This window comes from Streptomyces sp. STR69 (genome assembly GCF_024519455.1).
Classification (GTDB): Bacteria; Actinomycetota; Actinomycetes; order Streptomycetales; family Streptomycetaceae; genus Streptomyces.
The window spans coordinates 243,434-256,619 of the sequence record NZ_JALJRY010000015.1; the positions used below are offsets into that span (position 1 = coordinate 243,434).

The window sequence follows — 13,186 nt, forward strand, 5'->3', positions numbered from 1 at the left end:
GACCCCATGTCACTCCCGCACGCGATCCTCACCGCCCTTCTGGAGAAGCCGTCCTCGGGGCTGGAGCTGACCCGGCGCTTCGACAAGTCGATCGGCTACTTCTGGTCGGCGACACATCAGCAGATCTATCGCGAGCTGGGAAGACTGGAGGCCGAGGGCCAGATCCGGGCGCTCGCGTCCGAGCAGCCTGCCCGCGGCCAGAAGAAGAGCTACGAGGTCCTGCCCGCGGGCCGTGCCGAACTGGCCCGCTGGACCGCGTCCTCCCAGGACCCCAAGCCGCTGCGCGACACGATGCTGCTGCGGCTGCGCGCGGCGGCGGTGGTCGGCACGGACGGCATCGAGGCCGACCTGCGCCGCCATCTCGACCTGCACCGGCGGCAGTTGGCGGAGTACGAGGAGATCGAGAAGCACGACTTCCCGCCCGACAGGGACAGCCCCCAGGACCGGCTGCGGCACCTCGTGCTGCGCGCGGGCATCGACCTGGAGACCTTCTGGACGCAGTGGCTCACACACGCGATCGAGGAGTTCGCCGAGTTGCCGTAGGACATGGGGGAGGGGCCGCCGGTGGCCGGCGGCCCCTCAACCGTGGGGAAGTGAGGACGTGGGACGGTCAGAGTCGGTAGGGCTTGGCGCGTCTGCGCAGGAACCAGGCCGTCGCAATGACGCCGGTTCCCACCAGGCCCGCGCCGACTCCCAGGGTGAGCGGGCCGTAGTCCTTCGTGGCCCCGCCGAGCCCACCCATGACACCGCGCGAGGGCGAGGCCGTCGCGGTGACCCTGGGGGTCGCGGCGGCGGAGACGATCACGGACTGGGTGCCCGCGGGCGTAGTGGCGTTCTGGCACATGACGATGACGGTGTAGGTGCCCGGAGTGACGTTCGTCCAGGCGGTGGACTGGCTGACGGTGGTGCCCGCCAGGGTCGCCTTCCGCCCCTCGGCGAAGCTCGCCTGGCTGCTGGTGAGCAGTGAGCCGGTGCCCCAGACGCCGGTGGTGCGGTTCTGGGAACACGAGCTGGTCGTGACCGAGACGGTGGTCCCGGTGGTGCTCACGGAAATCCCCGAGGCCGCGCCGGCGGGGCCGGCGGTGAGGGCGAGGGGGAGAGCGGCGGCGGCTGTCACGGTCAGGCCGGAGCGGAGTAGGAGCTGAAAAGTGCGCATGGGACTGCCCTCCAACGGCACGGTTGGCGGAACATCCCTTGCGCCGCCGGGATCGGGAAACGGCCGTGCTGCCTCCAAGGAAGCCAACGTGCCCCCGGCCCGTCCCGCACCCGGACGGCGACCGGGCAGGTGACGGATTCCTTCGTCCGGCCCAGGGGTGGTGTGGGGGCAGGGGGTGGACGGGCCTGCGCGGGTTCATCGTCTGGGTGTGGGCTCACCACATGTGTGGGCTCACCATGTGGGCGCCACACGGAGCAGCCGCTCCTGTACGAGCGTGATGTGCGGGTTGTCCGGAGAGCCGGGGCGGCGGGTGAGATACGAGGTGTTGATCGGCGGGTCCTCGGGTGTCAGCAGCGGCACCAGCGCGCCGGACGCCAGTTCGTCCAGGCAGAGATACCGGGGGAGCACGGTGATCCCGGCACCCGCCACGACCGCCGCCAGCACCCCGCGCAGATCGGGCACCGTGATCGCGGCCTGCCCGCCGAGCCGGGTACCGAACACGTGGCGCCAATAGCGCCGGGCGATCGGCAGATCCTCCGCGTACGACACGAGGGGCACCCCGCGCAGCGCGGCGGGCCCCTCCGCCGCGACCCGCCCGGCGCCGATGCGCTCCGCCCACGCGGGCGCGGCGAGCAGCACGAACTCCTCGTCCGCCAGCGGCTCCCAGGTCAGCGTCCGCCCGCGCGGCCGGGCGGTGGCGATCACCAGGTCGAAACGGCCGCCCCGCAGCCCGTCGAGGAGGTCGTCCGTCAGCCCCGGGCTGACCCGCAGCCGTACGCCCTCCTCGGTCAGCGGTGCCAGGGCGGGCAGCACCCGGGTGCACAGCAGCTCGGCCGGTCCCGCGACCTGCACGGGCTCCGGGGGCTGGTCGGTGCCGAGGGCGGCGCGGTCCGCCACGACGGCGAGCTCGTCCAGGGGTGCCGCGACCTGCGCGGCCAGCTGGTCCGCCACCGAGGTCGGCACGACACCGCGCGACCGCCGCTCGAACAGCTCCCGGCCCAACTGCTCCTCCAGCGACCGGACATGAGTCGTCACCGTCGGCTGCGACAGCCCGAGCAGCCGTCCCGCCGCCGTGAACGAACCGGCCCGGTGCACGGCGAGGAACGTGCGCAGGAGGGAGAGGTCGAGCGGCCCCGCCGGGCTATGGGTCTCCCTATGGGCATCCCTATGGGTCATGCCGACAACTCTAGGAAACTCCTATGGCACGGCCTCGCCCGTCGTCACCGTCCGCTCCGCCGAGAACCCTCCCCACGTACCGTCGGGCAGTCGCGCCCTGAGTCGCACCCGGTGGCTGTCGCCGGCCTCCCGGCCCACGTAGAAGCTGTAGGTCGCCCGGTCGCGCGGCGCGGTCCCGCCCCAGACCAGCGAGGTGGCCGGCTGCCCGTCGAGGTGGATCTGGTACTCCGTGACCACCCCGTCCGTGCGCGGCGGCACCCAGGACAGGTCGATGTAGTACGCCCCGTCGTCGCCCCGGCGCGTCTTCACGCCGAAGTCCGTGGGGGCGGTGCCCCGCCCGTCGTCGCTGCCCGGTGCCGTGGTCAGCGGGACGGCCGTACTCGCGGGCGAGAGGTTGTCGGCGGCGTCCCGGGCCCGCACGGTGAAGGAGTAGCGCGTGCCGGGCCGCAGCCCCGTGACCACGGTCGCCGTCTGGGCGCCGCCCACACTGTGGATCTTCGCCCCGCCCTGGTAGATGTCGTACGACACCACACCCCGGTCGTCCGTGGAGCCGCCCCAGGACAGTTGCACCGCCCGGCTGCCGATGGCCCGGCCCTGCGGTGAGCTCGGGCGGGTGGGCGCCGAGTGGTCCGCCGCGACGGCGACCGGCGTCCGCGCCTTCACCGCCCGGCTGCGTGGTCCCAGGCGGCCGTCGGTGTCCCGGGCCCGCACGGTGAAGGCATACATGGTCGCGGGCTTGAGCCTGGTGACGTCCACCATGTGCTCGGAACCCGGTACTTCCTTCACTTTCGTGGTGTCCCGATATATCTCGTAGGTGCGGACGCCCGGGCTCGACGTCACCGCGTCCCACATGACATGCACGCTGGTCGCACTTCCCGCCGCGGCCGTGACGCCGACCGGGGCACCGGGCGCGTGGCCGTCCGTGTCGCCGCCCGTGCCGCAGGAGGCGAGCAGCAGGAGCGCGGCACAGGTGAGGGCGGCACGGGGGAGAGTGAGGGTGGCCCGGACGCGTCGCACGATTCTGCCTCCCCGGCATTGCACGGGCATCACACGACCTGAAAGGTCCGGACCAATATGACGCGGGTGGGGCAATCGCATCAAGAGGGGCGCCGTTGAAGATCGGTCGCGAACGTTACGTATGCTGATTCCTCACGGCTGAACTCACCCCTGTGAGTGGGGAGTTCATGCCGGTGGCGCGGACCGCTGTCGTCGCTGATCCCGCGCCGGCGCGGGTGGTCGGGCGGCCGGGGCCGACATGGGCTCGGGCCCCCGGCCCCCGTCGGGGGCGACCTGGACTCGCCGGGATTCGGGGGCGTGCACCGTCCGGCCCCCTATCAGTGGCCGCGCGATCGGACCGGTACCAGGGTGGGCTGAGTGTCCGTCAGATCCCCCAGGAGAGGATCCTCATCGTGCGTGTCCAGACGCTGACGTTGGTCGCGGCCGGCGCCGTCCTGCTCGCCCCGACCGCGCTTCCCGCCTCGCCCGCCGCATTCGTCCGACCCCAAGCGGGGCCGGCGGCGCTGCGCGAGGGCGACGTCGCGGCGGCCGACCTGCTGGCCAAGGTGCGTGACTGCGTCCCCGTCTCGCGCGGCCGGTACCGCACCGACGACGGGGAACCCGCGTCGATCCCGGTGTGCGGCACCAAGGAGGCCGTCTACTGGAAGGCCGACATGGACATCGACTGCGACGGGCAGGCCGGTACCCGCTGCAACGCGCGCACCGACCCGGTCTTCGCGGCCATGACGGCGTACCAGCAGTCCGACGGCCGCTACCTGGACGCCGAGCGGCTGCCGTACATCGTGGTTCCGGCCGCCAGCGCCCTCTGGAACCACCGGGACCACCGGATCGGCGGCGGTTCGGTCGCCGCCGTCGTCTACCGGGACCGGGTGCAGTACGCCGTCGTAGGAGACGTCGGGCCGCGCGACATCATCGGCGAGGCGTCCTACGCCACGGCCAAGGCCCTCGGCATCCCTGCCGATCCGCGCGGCGGCGGGACGGACACCGGGGTCACCTACATCGTGTTCAAGGACTCCCGGGTGAAGCCCATCGAGGACCATGCCGCCGCCGTCGAGACGGGGCAGCGGCTGGCGCGGCTGTTCGTGGGGCGACCACGGGGAGGAGCGGTCGAGCCGGCGGGGTCGTAGCACGCTGTCGGCCGAGTCCTCCGGAGGGGCGTCAGACCGCCGACCAGCCGTCGTCGACCGGCAGGATCACGCCGTTGATGTTGCTCGCCGCGTCCGAGGCGAGGAACACGATCGCGGCGGCCTGCTCCTCGGGCTGGGCCACGCGGCCGACGTTGACGAAGTGCGGGCCGAGCGCCGCCGGGCCGAGGGCGGTCCGGTCGGCGTCCACGGAGATGTTGGTCGCCGTACCGCCCGGGGCGATGGCGTTGGCGCGGATGCCCTGCTTGCGGTACATCACCGCGAGCGACTTCGTCAGGCCCACGACCCCGTGCTTGGAGGCCGTGTAGGCGGCGCCCGCCGCGCTGCCGCGGAAGCCCGCCTCCGAGGCGGTGTTCACGATGGCGCCCCGGCCCGCCGCCAGCATGTGCGGCAGCACGGCCCGGGTCAGGAGGAAGGGCGCGGTCAGATTGACCCGGATGACCCGCTCCCACTCCGCGTCGGCCACGTCCGCCAGCGCCGACATACGGTCCATGATCCCCGCGTTGTTCACCAGGACGTCGACCCCGCCGAAACGCTCCACGGCGGTCGCGGTCACCTCGTCGACGACCGCCTGCTCGCTCAGGTCGCCCGTGACCGCGACAGCCGTACCGCCCGCCTGCTCCATCTCCTTGACGACCGCCTCGGCGCCGTCGGCGTTCAGGTCGGCCACCACGACCTTGGCACCCGCCGCGGCGAAGGCCAGCGCGGTGGCGCGCCCGATGCCCGAACCCGCTCCGGTGACGATGACGCTGCGTCCGTCGAGTCCACTGGTCATGAGGTGCTCCTGTTCGTCGTGCGAGGGCTCCACGCCCGTTGTGCGCTCACCATACGACTTAATGTCTGCGAGTGACATAAAGTCATGGTCGGGTCATGGTGCAGAATCCCGGGAGGTCACGACCGCAGCCGGAGGGGAACTGATGACCGCATCCAGCGGACGCACGGGACGACCGCCGCTCACCGAGGCGCGCAAGGCCGAAATCCGGCTGGAGATCGCCCGGGCGGCAGTGGAACTGTTCGTCGCCCAGGGCGTGGCGGCGACCACCGGCGAGCAGATCGGACAGGCGGTCGGCGTCTCGGCGCGCACGGTGTGGCGCTACTTCCCGAGCAAGGAGAGCTGCGTACGGCCGCTGTTCTCGGCCGGTATCGACGTCATCGCCGCCCGGCTGCGGGAGTGGCCGCACGACCTCCCCCTGGAGGACCTGTTCGCCCCGAACCTCGCGACCGACCTGCTCGCCGCGACCGGCCCCGACGGCGCCACGGGCAGCGCACTGGTACGCCTCACCCGCACCGAACCGGGCCTGCGCGCGATCTGGCTCCAGACCTACGACGAGGCGGAACCGGCGTTCGCCCGCGCCCTGGCCGACCGCGCCGGCCTGCCCGCAGGCGACCTGCGCCCCATGATCCAGGCGGCGATGCTCAACGCGGCACTGCGCGCGGCCGTCGAACGCTTCGCGTGGAGCCCGCCCGGGACCGCGACGGACGCGGCGACCGGGGAGGCCGAGGTGGCGGAGACGCTGCGCGCGGCGCTGGTGATCGCGGCGAAAGGGGTCTCGTGACGCTCGTGACGTAGGAGGGGGTTTCGGGGCGGGCCCTTCAACAGGTGGGTGTCTCACACCTTCCGATACGTGTACGCCTCCACGGCTGCCGCCTCCACCGCATCGAGGTCCGCTCCGGTCGACGCCGTGACGACCGCGGCCACCGCGCCCTCGACGAACGGGGCGTCCACCAGGCGGGTGCCGGGCGGGAGTTCGTCGCCCTCGGCGAGCAGGGCCTTCACGGTGAGTACGGCGCTGCCCAGGTCGGTGAGGACGGCGACTCCGGCGCCGCGGTCGACGGACGCGGCAGCGGCGGCGATCAGTTCGGAACTCGTGCCGAGTCCGCCGCTCTCGGTGCCGCCGGCCGGCGCGAGCGGCACGGCCGCGCCCGAGCCAGCCAGTCCCCGCGCCAACTCGGCCACGGAAGCGGCGACTTGGGCGCTGTGCGACACCAGCACGATGCCCACGAGGTTCTTGTCACTCACCGTCGGCCTCCGCGGCTTCCTGGAGCGCGGCGATCAACAGTGCCGAGGACGTGGCGCCCGGGTCCTGATGTCCGATGCTGCGCTCCCCGAGATAGCTCGCCCGGCCCTTGCGGGCCTGCAACGGCGTGGTGGCCCGCGTGCCCTCCTCGGCGGCGGCATGCGCCGCGGCGAAGCCGTCCGGGAGCGCGTCGAGCGCCGGGACGAGGGTGTCGATCATGGTCTTGTCCCCGGGCGCGGCCCCGCCGAGGGTCATGACCGCCTCGACCCCGACACGCAGCGCGTGGGCGAACTCCGCCTCGCTCACCTCGGCGGCGTCCCCGAGCGCCTTGCCGGTGCGGCGCAGCAGCGTGCCGTAGAGCGGTCCCGAGGCGCCGCCGACGGTGGATATGAGCTGGCGCCCGGCGAGGGTGAGGACGGCGCCGGGGGTGTCCGGCGCCTCCTTCTCCAGGATGGCCGCCACGGCGGTGAACCCGCGCTGCAGGTTCGCGCCGTGGTCGGCGTCGCCGATGGGTGAGTCGAGGTCGGTGAGCCGTTGCGCCTCGCGGGCGACGGAGGCGGCGGTCGCCGTCATCCAACGGCGGAAGAAGTCGGCGTCGAGCACTGGATCTCCTTGCCTGGTGGGTGAGTTGGCCGAACGCGCCGACGTGTCACACGCCCCAACGCAGCCCCGGCGTCTTCACCGGCGCGTCCCACAGCCGCAGCAGTTCCTCGTCGATCTGGCACAGGGTGACCGAGGCGCCCGCCATGTCGAGGGACGTGACGTAGTTGCCGACCAGTGTGCGGGCGACGGCGACCCCGCGCTCGGCGAGCACCCGCTGCACCTCGGCGTTGAAGCCGTACAACTCCAGGAGCGGGGTCGCGCCCATGCCGTTGACCAGGACCAGGACCGGATTGCGCGGCGGCATGTCCTCCAGGATCGCGTGCACGGCGAAGTCCGCGATCTCGCCGGAGGTCATCATCGCCCGCCGCTCACGGCCCGGCTCGCCGTGGATGCCGACGCCCAACTCCAGTTCGCCCGGCGGCAGATCGAAGGTGGGGCTGCCCTTGGCCGGGGTGGTGCAGGCGCTGAGCGCGACGCCGAAGCTGCGCGAGTTCTCGTTGACCTGCCGGGCGATCGCCGTCACCCGGTCCAGCGGCTGCCCCTCGGCCGCGGCGGCACCGGCGATCTTCTCCACGAACAGGGTGGCGCCGGTTCCGCGCCGCCCCGCGGTGTAGAGGCTGTCGGTGACGGCCACATCGTCATTGACCAGCACCTTGGCGGTCCGGATGCCCTCGTCCTCGGCGAGCTCGGCCGCCATGTCGAAGTTGAGGACGTCCCCCGTGTAGTTCTTCACGATGAACAGCACCCCGGCCCCACTGTCCACGGCCGCCGCGGCGCGCACCATCTGGTCGGGCACCGGCGATGTGAACACCTCACCGGGACAGGCCGCCGACAGCATCCCCGGACCCACGAACCCACCGTGCAACGGCTCGTGCCCAGACCCGCCACCGGAAACAAGCGCGACCTGCCCGGCCACGGGAGCGTCCCGCCGTACGATCACCCGGTTCTCGACGTCCACGGTCAACTCGGGATGGGCGGACGCCATACCTCGCAGCGCGTCCGTGACCACGGTCTCCGCGACGTTGATCAACATCTTCATGGGTACCTCCTGGCGAGACTGGCAGATGGGCCTCTGACCTGTGTCTTTGCTGGTCAGTGAAGGGTTGTGGCGGTCATCGATCTTGGCGGTCCATGGCGGTCGGAAGCGGGTTCCGGCGGGGGAGTCCGTAGGGGAAGTATCGACCTTGCGGGAGCGAAGGTCACGAGCTGGGACGCTCATGGGCGTGGACGCCCGCAGGACTCACCGCACGGCCTCATGGCGAGATCACCGAATTGCCGTCGATACACCGCTCCCGCCGACGCGATCACCGCCGTCCGCTTGTAGGCCATCCATGAACGCGAGCCCCAGCCCACTCGACAACTTCACAGTGGGGGCGGAAAGGAAGACCGCGCCCCGCTGAACTGCCATGCCCACAAGCCCCGATGGAGGTGGCTGTGGCCTCGACCGCGGAAATCCTGGGATCGCCCGTGCCCGCCGAGTCTGTGTATGCGGGCACAGTCACGTCTCCGATGCATGGGTCGAACCGGTTCGACGGAACCTAGCAGCGCGGAAATCCACCGGCAATACCTCCGGCGGAGGCTGTCGCGGCAGCCCCCTGTGCAGGTGTCTCTGTTGCTCCCTCTGGATTCCAAGCGTGTTACGGGAAGTGTCGCGAGAGGTGTTGACAGTGGCGGGGGGTGTTCCTACCTTCACTTCACGCGAACCGGTTCGACGGCTGGTTCGCGGTATCGGAAACATCGAACCGGTTCGATCCATCCAAGGAGTGCCCGTGAACATCGGTGAGATCGCCCGGCGAGCCGGTGTCTCGCGGAGCACCGTGTCCTACGCGCTGAGCGGCAAGCGCCCCGTGTCGGAGGACACCCGGCGGAAGATCCAGCGCGTCATCGACGAGCTGGGCTACCGGCCCAACGCCAGCGCACGCGCCCTGGCCAACGGCCGGACCAACACGATCGGCCTGGTCTTCCCGCCGGCCGGCAACCACTACACCGGGATGCAACTCGACTTCATCGGCAGCGTGGTGGAGGCTGCCGCCGCCCGGGACTACGACGTACTGCTGTCTCCCAGCGGCGTCGACAGCGACCGCTCGTTCCAGCGGATGCTGGGGGAGCGGCGGGTCGACGGCGCGATCCTGATGGAGATCAGACTGGAGGACGACCGGGTCGATCACCTGGCAGCCCTCGACTTCCCCTCCGTCGCCATCGGCCGGACCGCACATCCCGAGGGCACCTGGTGGGTCGGCCTGGACCACACCGCGCTGGCTGCGGCGTGCGTCCACCATCTCGCGGACCTCGGTCACCGCAGGGTCGCCTTCGTCAACCGTCCCGAGCAGCTCCTGCGGGCCGGATACGAGTCGGCACACCGGGGCCTCGACGGCTTCACCAAGGCCGCGGCCGAACGCGGGCTGGCCGTCCGGACGTACTGCTGCGGGGACGATGCCGCGTCCGGCCAGGCCTGCCTCGAACAGATCCTGCACGACGACCCGGCCACCACGGCCCTGGTCACCCTCAACGAGGCCGCGCTCGGCGGCCTGTACCGCGGGCTGTCCCAGGCCGGCCGTCATGTACCGCGCGACTTCTCCGTCACCGGAGTCGTGGCAGGCCGCTGGGCGGAGACGGTGACCCCGCAGCTCACCGCGGCGGACGTACCGGCCGAGGAGATGGGCCGACACGCCGTCGACCTCCTCGTCGAGCGGCTCGACCACCCCGACGCACCGCCCCGGCACCACCTGCTGACCCCGCCCATCTCGCTGCGAGCCAGCACAGGGCCCGGCACCGGCACGCGGTCGTCCATCGAGGCCCGCTGACCTAGCCCCGCCCCCACCGCCTGCTCACCACGGATCACGGGCACCGGCGTCACCCTCATCGCCGCCGTGGCGGTCCGGCGTGTCCGCTTCCCCCCTCGTCACCCTCCCTCGGCACCTCCATGCCAAAAACGAAGGAACGCGCAATGCACAGCTCCCTCAGACGACTCCGCCTCACCGCCGCGACCATGACCGTCCTCGCCGTCGCCGGTACCGCCACCGCCTGTTCCTCCGGGTCGGGCAGCACCGGTACCAAGGCGGCGGACAGCGGCACTTACACGATCTGGGACCCGTACCCGCAGTTCGACAAGAGCTCCGCGTGGACGAAGCTGCTCGACGCCTGCGGCACCAAGGCCGGGGTGAAGATCAAGCGGACCGCGTTCGACACCAGCGACCTGGCGAACAAGGCACTGCTCGCCGCCCAGCAGGACAACTCCGCCGACGTCCTCGTCGTCGACAACCCGGTGGTGTCGACCCTGGCCGAGGCCGGCGTCCTCACCACGACCGCGGACAACAAGCTGGACACCTCGAAGACGGACGCCAACCTCCTCGCCGCCGGACAGACGGGCGGCAAGACGTACGGAACGCCGATCGGCGCCAACACCCTGGCCCTCTACTACAACAAGAAGGTGCTGAAGCAGGCCGGGGTGGACATAGCCACGGTCAAGGACTGGAAGTCGCTGACCGCCGCGCTCGCGAAGGTCAAGGCGGCGGGCAAGAAGGGCATCACGTTCTCCGCGATCGGCACGGAGGAGGGCACCTTCCAGTTCCTGCCCTGGTACTGGGGATCGGGCGCCCAACTGACCGCGCTCGACTCGGAGAAGGCCGTCTCCGCACTGACGCTGTGGAAGGACTGGCTGAAGAACGGCTACGCCCCGAACTCGGTCCTCAACAACACCCAGACCACCAGCTGGCAGGAGTTCGCCACCGGCGACTACGCGTTCAGCGAGAACGGCACCTGGCAGCTCGCCAACGCCAAGAAGGCCGGCTTCGAGTACGGAGTCGTCCCCGTCCCGGCCGCCGACGGCGGCAACGCGTCCGCCCCGACCGGCGGCGAGTTCGTCACCATCCCGGTCCAGGGCAAGACCGACCGCTACGCCACATCCCAGAAGATCGTGACCTGCCTGACCAGCACCGACAACCTCCTCAACACCGACACCACGCTGTCCTACGTGGCACCCACCACCGAGGTCCAGGACAAACAGGTCACCGCGAACGCCGAGTTGAAGCCCTGGGTCGACGCGGTCAAGGCCGCCAAGGGACGCACCAGCGACGACCTGGGCACCAAGTACCCGAAGATCTCCGAGCAGTTGTGGAAGGCGGTCCAGTCCGCCCTCAGTGGTGCGCAGTCACCGAAGGACGCACTGGCCGCGGCGCAGTCCGCCGTCAAGTAGCCGGGAACCAGAGCCTGTTGATGAGCCACACGACTAAAGTGCCGCACCGGCGGCCCGTGCGCCTGGCCAGTGATGCGGCCCCCACCGCACACCCCCGGGCCCGGCGCCGCCCCACCTCTCAGCAGTGGGCCGCCTGGGGATTCCTCACCCCGGTGACCCTCTACCTCGTCCTCTTCTACGCCTATCCCCTCTACCGCAACATCGACCTGAGCCTGCGCAACTACACCGTCCGGTCCTTCGTCCAGGGCGACGCCCCCTTCACTGGCCTGGCGAACTACCGCACCGTCTTCGACGACCCGACCTTCGCCCCGGCCCTGCTCCACACCGTGGTCTTCACCTCCGTGTGCCTGGTCTTCCAGTACGCCATCGGCCTGGCCCTCGCGGTCTTCTTCAACCAGCGGTTCCGGCTGTCGGCCACCCTGCGCGCGCTGTTCCTGGTGCCGTGGCTGCTGCCGCTGATCGTGTCGGCGTCCACCTGGTCGTGGATGCTCAACAGCGACTCCGGTGTCGTCAACGCCGTACTCCACGCCGTCGGCATCGGACCGGTCAACTGGCTGACCGCACCGGGCTGGTCACTGGCCTCGGTGATCATCGCGAACATCTGGATAGGCGTCCCCTTCAACCTCGTCGTCCTCCACAGCGGCCTCCAGTCCATCCCCGCGAGCCTCTACGAGGCCGCGGCCCTCGACGGGGCGAACGCCTGGCAGCGGTTCTGGCGGATCACCTTTCCGCTGCTGCGCCCGGTGTCCGCGATCACCCTGCTGCTGGGCCTCGTCTACACGCTCAAGGTCTTCGACATCATCTGGATCATGACCAAGGGCGGCCCGGCGGACTCCTCCACCACCTTCGCCACCTGGTCCTACCAACTCGGCTTCGGCAACCTGTTGCCCGCTTTCGGCCCCGGAGCGGCCGTCGGCAACCTGCTAGTGGTCGCCGCCCTGGTGTTCGGACTGGTCTACGTCAGGGTCCAGCGGAAGCAGGCACTGTCATGAACGGCACCGTCATGAACCGAAGCACCGGCCGTACGTGGTGGCAGACGGCCATCGGCGTCCTGCTCACCGCGGTGATGCTCTTCCCGGTCTACTGGATGCTCAACGTGTCCTTCACCCGCGACCAGGACATGCGCAAAAGCCCGCCGGACCTGATCCCCCTGCACGGCACCCTGACGGGCTACCGAGCCGTCCTGGACCAGCAGTTGCCCTACCTCGGCACCAGCCTCGTCATCGGCCTGGGCACGGTAGTACTGACAGTGGCCCTGGCCGCACCGGCCGGCTACGCCCTGGCCAAACTCCGCCCCTGTGGCGGCGGCGTCCTCAGCTTCCTCTTCCTGGTCGCCCAGATGATCCCCGGCATCATCATGGCGATGGGGTTCTACGCCATCTACCTCAGCCTCGGCCTGCTCCAGTCGGTACCCGGCCTGATCGTCGCGGACTCCACGCTGGCCGTGCCGTTCGCGGTGCTGATCTTCACCGCGTTCATGTCCGGCATCCCCGGCGAACTCCTCCAGGCCGCGAAGACGGACGGCGCCGGGCCGGTGCGCACCTTCCGGTCGATCGTGCTGCCCATGAGCCGCAACTCCATCGTCACGGTGTCGCTGTTCGCGTTCCTGTGGTCCTGGTCCGACTTCGTCTTCGCCAGCACCCTGGCCAACGGTGGCGCGCACGAGCCGATCACCCTCGGCATCTACCACTACATCGGCAACAACAACCAGCAGTGGAACGCCATCATGGCCACCGCCGTCGTGGCCTCACTGCCCGCCACGGTGATCCTGGTCCTCGCCCAGCGCTATGTGGCCGCCGGCGTGACCGCAGGCGCCGTCAAGGACTGACCCCTCCCCGATTCCTGCTCGCCCTTGGGCCAATCACCCCTGCCCACG

General features: G+C 70.7%; 14 protein-coding genes. 7 read left to right on the top strand and 7 right to left on the bottom strand.

What is annotated here, in order from left to right:
• The first annotated feature begins 6 nt into the window (after window positions 1-6).
• Window positions 7-543, top strand: coding sequence for a PadR family transcriptional regulator (locus OC490_RS27790; protein WP_262060745.1), 537 nt, complete (start codon window positions 7-9; stop codon window positions 541-543).
• A gap of 67 nt (window positions 544-610) precedes the next feature.
• Here the strand turns inward: OC490_RS27790 and OC490_RS27795 are convergent, their stop codons facing one another.
• From OC490_RS27795 to OC490_RS27805, 3 genes are all read right to left on the bottom strand, one after another.
• The gene (locus tag OC490_RS27795) at window positions 611-1,156 is read right to left on the bottom strand and encodes a hypothetical protein (RefSeq protein ID WP_262060746.1); all 546 of its coding nucleotides are present in this window, start codon (window positions 1,154-1,156) and stop codon (window positions 611-613) included.
• Window positions 1,157-1,387: 231 nt separating this feature from the next.
• The gene (locus OC490_RS27800; RefSeq protein ID WP_262060747.1) at window positions 1,388-2,332 is read right to left on the bottom strand and encodes a LysR family transcriptional regulator; all 945 of its coding nucleotides are present in this window, start codon (window positions 2,330-2,332) and stop codon (window positions 1,388-1,390) included.
• A 21-nt stretch (window positions 2,333-2,353) separates the two neighbouring features.
• Window positions 2,354-3,349 (bottom strand): fibronectin type III domain-containing protein, encoded by a 996-nt coding sequence (locus tag OC490_RS27805; RefSeq protein WP_262060748.1) that lies wholly within the window; start codon window positions 3,347-3,349, stop codon window positions 2,354-2,356.
• A gap of 392 nt (window positions 3,350-3,741) precedes the next feature.
• On the opposite strand from OC490_RS27805, the gene OC490_RS27810 reads away from it, so the two are divergent.
• A complete protein-coding gene (locus OC490_RS27810) occupies window positions 3,742-4,476 on the top strand; it encodes a glycoside hydrolase family 75 protein (protein WP_262060749.1) in 735 nt (244 codons plus the stop codon).
• A gap of 31 nt (window positions 4,477-4,507) precedes the next feature.
• Here OC490_RS27810 and OC490_RS27815 read toward each other — a convergent pair whose 3' ends face one another.
• Window positions 4,508-5,269 carry an SDR family NAD(P)-dependent oxidoreductase gene (locus OC490_RS27815; RefSeq protein WP_262060750.1) on the bottom strand — a complete coding sequence of 254 codons (762 nt, stop codon included), beginning with the start codon at window positions 5,267-5,269 and terminating at the stop codon, window positions 4,508-4,510.
• A gap of 142 nt (window positions 5,270-5,411) precedes the next feature.
• Here OC490_RS27815 and OC490_RS27820 point away from each other — a divergent pair, with 142 nt between their 5' ends.
• A complete protein-coding gene (locus OC490_RS27820) occupies window positions 5,412-6,050 on the top strand; it encodes a TetR/AcrR family transcriptional regulator (protein WP_262060751.1) in 639 nt (212 codons plus the stop codon).
• 53 nt (window positions 6,051-6,103) lie between these two features.
• Here the strand turns inward: OC490_RS27820 and OC490_RS27825 are convergent, their stop codons facing one another.
• The 3 genes from OC490_RS27825 to dhaK are packed head-to-tail and all read right to left on the bottom strand — an operon-like array spanning window position 6,104 to window position 8,154.
• Entirely contained in the window at window positions 6,104-6,514 is a 411-nt protein-coding gene (locus OC490_RS27825; RefSeq protein ID WP_262060752.1) for a PTS-dependent dihydroxyacetone kinase phosphotransferase subunit DhaM, read from the bottom strand.
• Window positions 6,507-7,115: a dihydroxyacetone kinase subunit DhaL gene (gene dhaL, locus OC490_RS27830; protein WP_262060753.1), complete on the bottom strand. Its 609-nt coding sequence runs from the start codon at window positions 7,113-7,115 to the stop codon at window positions 6,507-6,509. The genes OC490_RS27825 and dhaL overlap by 8 nt, the downstream gene beginning before the upstream one ends.
• Before the next feature lie 46 nt (window positions 7,116-7,161).
• Window positions 7,162-8,154: a dihydroxyacetone kinase subunit DhaK gene (dhaK, locus tag OC490_RS27835; protein WP_262060754.1), complete on the bottom strand. Its 993-nt coding sequence runs from the start codon at window positions 8,152-8,154 to the stop codon at window positions 7,162-7,164.
• Between the two features lie 730 nt (window positions 8,155-8,884).
• On the opposite strand from dhaK, the gene OC490_RS27840 reads away from it, so the two are divergent.
• The 4 genes from OC490_RS27840 (at window position 8,885) to OC490_RS27855 (ending at window position 13,138) form a co-directional block, all read left to right on the top strand.
• The gene (locus OC490_RS27840; protein ID WP_262060755.1) at window positions 8,885-9,919 is read left to right on the top strand and encodes a LacI family DNA-binding transcriptional regulator; all 1,035 of its coding nucleotides are present in this window, start codon (window positions 8,885-8,887) and stop codon (window positions 9,917-9,919) included.
• Window positions 9,920-10,062: 143 nt separating this feature from the next.
• Window positions 10,063-11,310 carry an extracellular solute-binding protein gene (locus tag OC490_RS27845; protein ID WP_262060756.1) on the top strand — a complete coding sequence of 416 codons (1,248 nt, stop codon included), beginning with the start codon at window positions 10,063-10,065 and terminating at the stop codon, window positions 11,308-11,310.
• A gap of 20 nt (window positions 11,311-11,330) precedes the next feature.
• Window positions 11,331-12,302, top strand: a complete 972-nt coding sequence (locus OC490_RS27850) for a carbohydrate ABC transporter permease (protein ID WP_262060757.1) — start codon at window positions 11,331-11,333, stop codon at window positions 12,300-12,302.
• An 11-nt stretch (window positions 12,303-12,313) separates the two neighbouring features.
• A complete protein-coding gene (locus OC490_RS27855) occupies window positions 12,314-13,138 on the top strand; it encodes a carbohydrate ABC transporter permease (RefSeq protein WP_262060784.1) in 825 nt (274 codons plus the stop codon).
• The last annotated feature ends 48 nt before the right edge of the window (window positions 13,139-13,186 follow it).